The organism is Phormidesmis sp. 146-12 (assembly GCF_052939495.1).
The window spans coordinates 1-4,630 of record NZ_JBJPHS010000211.1 but is presented as its reverse complement, the minus strand read 5'-3'; the positions used below and the strand labels follow the sequence as shown (position 1 = coordinate 4,630).

Here is a 4,630-nt window from a genome sequence, read left to right as displayed (position 1 = left end):
TAAACCTGCGCTGCCAGTTGTGATAACCGCTGCATGGCTGTTTCTAATTCTTGATCCGTTCCCGTTAAGCTAATTCGCAGACATTGTTCTTTGTGGGCCCACTCTTGACGCAAGCCTGGAAAGAATGTGCTGCCAGGGACGACAATCACGCCCACCTGTTTGAGTTGTTGGTAAAATTCCCAGTCTGAAATGGGCAGATCTTTGAGCCACAGCCACGCAAAAATCGCCCCTTCTCCGCGATGCAAAAACCAGGGTAAAGTCTGAGGCATGAAGCGATCGAGCGTCTCTTCGACAATGCCAATTTTCTGCTGATAAAACGGACGAATAATCTTTTCTGAAATCTCGGCTAGTCTGCCAGAACGGATGGCACGAGCAGCGATCGCTTGTCCATATCGAGGCGAGTGAATGCACATATTTGTCTGGAAGCATTCGAGTGTTTGAATCAGGGATGTGTTGCCGATCGCAATGCCAATTCGCTCTCCGGGCAGGCCTGCTTTTGACAAACTCATACAGTGCAGCACATTGCCCCCAAACATCGGAGTCATATCTGTGAAATTTAATGCTGGAAACGGTGGAGCATATGCAGAATCGATCAAAACGGGGACATCTTGCGTTGCTGCAAGTGCTGCAATTTTATGTACTTCGTCATTGCTCAAGACGTTGCCCGTCGGATTGCAGGGGCGTGAAAAAATCACACATCCTGTACTTTCTGTAATCTGTAGCTGACTGAAATCAGGACGGTATTTGAAGCGATGGGCAGTCTGATCGATTTCCAATTCTGGTTTGTATGCGATCAGGGCTTCGGGAGTGAGCGTCACGCCCCCATATCCCGTGTAATCGGGACTGAGCGGTAAGACAATTTGTCGCAGTTCTCCACTGGAGGTATAACCCCCAAATGCATTGGCCGCATAGAAATAGAGGCTTTGGCTACCGGGGGTAATGAGAATATTTTTCTCGGTCAACTGCAACCCATAGCGTTGATTAAAATCATTCACCACGGCATCAATGAGCGGCTGATATCCCTGGCTGGCTCCATAGCGACAGACGACTTCGCCATATTCTGCGCTGTCTAAAAGCTCCATTGTGCAGTCGCGCCACAGTTGCTCTACTTCTGGCAAAATCACAGGGTTTCCAGCACTGAGGTTAATGAAGTCTCGCCCATTGCCCGATCGCAGTGTCTCAATAATGTCTTTCATAATCGCTCGGACTCCAGACAAGCGAGACATATCAGTGCCAAACTGACTCAGGGCAGGATTCATAATCGTATGGTGATACAGTCTTTTGATGCTACCTGATGAGAGGGCGTTGTTGCTAGATTAAGGACTGATCGATCGCTGTTCTGGGTGGGGCGTTTTTCAAGAGAAGGTAGAAATAGTGGCGTTGCTGAATGCAAGTATGAATTGCCCTCCTCACGAAGTGGGGCGAAGCCCTCGCCAACCCTTCTCCCTGGGGAGAAGGGAGCCAGAAATTCTGTCCCCTCTCCCAAAAGGAGAGGGCTAGGGTGAGGGTAGATTTGACAATTCATACCTAGATTCAGCAACGCCGAAATAGTTAGGGAGTGGCTTTAGATTCTTCTATGGCTGGATCAAGGATTATTAACCCAGACGTTTGAGCCGCAGTTTTCAGATCTTGGTCTGAAGCAATAAAGATTAGCTGGTCTGTCGAAGATAGATGATTTTGTAAGACTAAAGCAGAGGCGAGATGGATGGAGTCAGCCCCACGAAGTGCTAGTTGCTCTGCTAAATGTTTCGCTTGATCGACCACGTTGGATGTCAGTTGAATTTGAATAAAATTTTGCCAATCTGCTTCCAAGGCTTGAATTTTAGGTTGAAATTGCGCGGGTTTTATCTGGAGTGATTTTTGTTTTCGCGCTAAGGTTGCGGTCACTTCGATCGATCCCAGGGTTGCACAAGCAAAGGTTGGATTTTGGGCAAACAGGGTTTGTAGCCAAACAGTGCCGAGTTCTTGATAGTAGCGTTTCACCCAAGCACTAGCATCCAAGTAGTAGATGATCAACGCCGATCCTCCAGTAAAAGGTTAGAAGCGGAAATGCCTTCAGCTTGAATGGGGTCAACGGTGCGAAAGATGCTGAGTCCTTGAGATGGAATTTTGAAGGTAGGGTCGCTGGCAAGTCGTTTTAAGGTGGGCGAAGCATTTTGTTGAAGGGAGTGAACAAACGCTAAGATTTGCTGACAGTCTTGTTCGCTGAGTTGATCGATCGTTTGATGCAAAGCGTCTTTGATTGAAGTTGACATTACAAGGAGGATCTATAAATGTGCCTAAATTATAGCGAGATCATCCCTCATCCCTCATCTCTTCGAGGTGCCCAGGGGCCGACGATCGTCTCTCCTTGTTTCTCTTTTTCTGCGAGTTCTAAGTTTAAGGTTAGTAACTTTTCTAAAAGGTCGTCGTCTGAGTTGAAGCCATAGGCCTGAAGCACGAGGTTGTCGAGTTGGGCATGAAGTTTGAAAAGTTGGCTGGTGGGTTCGGTAAAATATTCGTTGTAGAGTTTGGTAATGCCCCACTGTTTTTTCTCCATTTGTTCGCTGCGATATTCATGGAGTTTGACAGCAGTTTCGCGGATCTTCTCAACTAACTTTGCGTCGGGCGTTTGGGGAAACGGGAAGGTGTGGAAACAAGTGTTGTGAGTGTAAGCTGTTCGATCTTCAAGTGTGGATTTTTGAGCGTGCATCCAAGCTCGATGAACCTGGGATGACAGAATTCCTAAAATGTAGAAGTCATCGGATACCACAACCTTATTTCTCTTGCCTGGGAGCCATTCATGAGAGCAAGGGACGAATATTGACCACTTTGAAACTTCAGGAATAGCAAAGTAAAGCGATAAAGGTTTGAGAAATCTTCTCATCTTCGGCGAGTTTTCACCAAATTTCCACCAATTCAGTCTTCTAACTTCACGACGGTTTTTATCTCTTTCTGGTTTGACAGTAGATTTTATGTGTTCAAAAGGCAATCTATAGTCACTTGCCTCTTCAAGACTCATATCGTCGAAATCAATGATCCAATCGTCTGGACTTCCGTGAGGATTTTTAGCCAAATTAATTCCATTGGAAAAAACTTTGATTACAGTTTCATACTTTGAATCAGTTTGAATCCACTTTTCCGCTTGCTGATTTGAAATAATAAAGCCTTTACCCCCTGGCATAATGCCTTGAAAGCAGAGATCAACATTAGCCCTGAGTTGGCAGGCTTTGGAAGTATCAACATTTGAGCGAAGTGAAGAATTGATCGGGGAGGATAACTCATTATCCAGGTAAAATTTTGAGGTTTCTTCATAACACCAATTGACAATACTTACATCAACATTGGCATCTCCTGACCAGTCTTGACTAGAAACAGCTTCGTGGATGATTGCACCATTGCTAGTGATGTATTCTAATCCAGCTCTCCTTGTTTTTCCTTGACTTATAGTATTTGTACCAACTAGACCTGCTCGACCTTGACCATTTAACTTGTTATGAGTGAGTCGAAACCAGTAACTACAAATATCTACTTGATCTTTAACATCTGAGAACCTCTTAAAAACACTTTCAGTGTAATCATCACCGAGTTCTGAGCGCATCCGATAACCACCCAGAAATGGCGGATTGCCGATGATTGCGTCAGCTTTCACCCACTCGCTAAACAACGCATCTTTGCAGACAATATTCTCATCTAGCGTGTCTAACGGCAGTGCAGGCTCAAACAAGCCCAGACGATCGATCGCCACCTTGCGCCCAATCATCATCGTCACCCGCGCCAGTTCTACCGCAAACGGGTTAGTATCCATGCCATAAAACTGCTGCGGAGTCACAAAACTCATTCGCATCTGATCACGCGGCGATCGACCCTTTTCGGCAATGCGATCGAGCAACATCTTTTCAATTCGCTTCAGTTCTTGATAAGCAATGTAGAGAAAATTTCCACTTCCACAAGCCGGATCAAGCACCTTGTAATTTTGTAATTCCAGTTGCAGCGCATTGAGTTGAGCGATCGTATTTGTCGCCTCAACCCGCTCCTCCCAATAGCGCGAAATCGTTGGGCGGACAATCTTCATGATGTCAGCCTCCGATGTGAAGTGGATTCCGTGAGCATGACGCTCAGTTGCATCGATCGCAGACTCAAACAAATTGCCAAAAATCGCCGGGCGAATCTTACTCCAATCCTCCAAAGCAGACACTTCCAAAAAGTTTAGTTCTTCTCGCGTAAGCTGCAACGGGTCAACCGTCTTAAACAACCCACCATTAAAATAATCAACCCCTTGATATCTCCCCGCCGGAGTCACCCCCAGCGTATTCATCTCCCGAAACAACCCCCCCAAAACATCATAAGAACTCTGCCCACCCTGACAGTCTTGCACACAAGAAATAAACAAACTATTTGGCAATAGCCCCCGATCTTCTGCAAACATCGCCAACACACACTGCAAAATAAATCGTTGAGCAACCAGCCCCTCTAGCCCTCGCTTTTTGAGTAACACCAACAACTCACCCATCCGCCGCGCCGCCCGTTCTGTCACCTCCACCTGATTGTTGCGAAACACCGGAGCGCGATTTTCAAACTCCATAAACGCAAACGCACTCACCCGCTCAGGCAACTGCACCAACGAAATCATATCCACAGGCGTATCAAG

The 4,630-nt window shown here is 46.3% G+C and carries 4 protein-coding genes; all 4 read right to left on the bottom strand.

The genetic code is table 11. The annotated features are described in order from the left end of the window. The coding region (locus ACKFKF_RS34375) for a valine--pyruvate transaminase (RefSeq protein WP_446871852.1) at nt 1-1,259 on the bottom strand (1,259 nt) is incomplete at its 3' end. Nucleotides 1,260-1,551: 292 nt separating this feature from the next. Beyond that, on the bottom strand, nt 1,552-2,016 hold the full coding sequence (locus tag ACKFKF_RS34370; RefSeq protein ID WP_446871851.1) for a type II toxin-antitoxin system VapC family toxin: 465 nt from the start codon (nt 2,014-2,016) through the stop codon (nt 1,552-1,554). Next, entirely contained in the window at nt 2,013-2,255 is a 243-nt protein-coding gene (locus ACKFKF_RS34365) for a hypothetical protein (protein ID WP_446861304.1), read from the bottom strand. Before ACKFKF_RS34365 ends, ACKFKF_RS34370 begins: the two co-directional genes overlap by 4 nt. A gap of 47 nt (nt 2,256-2,302) precedes the next feature. Then, nucleotides 2,303-4,630: DNA methyltransferase (locus tag ACKFKF_RS34360; protein WP_446871850.1), on the bottom strand; the 2,328-nt coding region annotated here is incomplete at its 5' end.

Coding starts and splice junctions, on each gene's coding strand:
- ACKFKF_RS34365 (WP_446861304.1), bottom strand. CDS start 2,255: ATGTCAACTTCAATCAAAGACGCTTTGCATCAAACGATCGATCAACTC.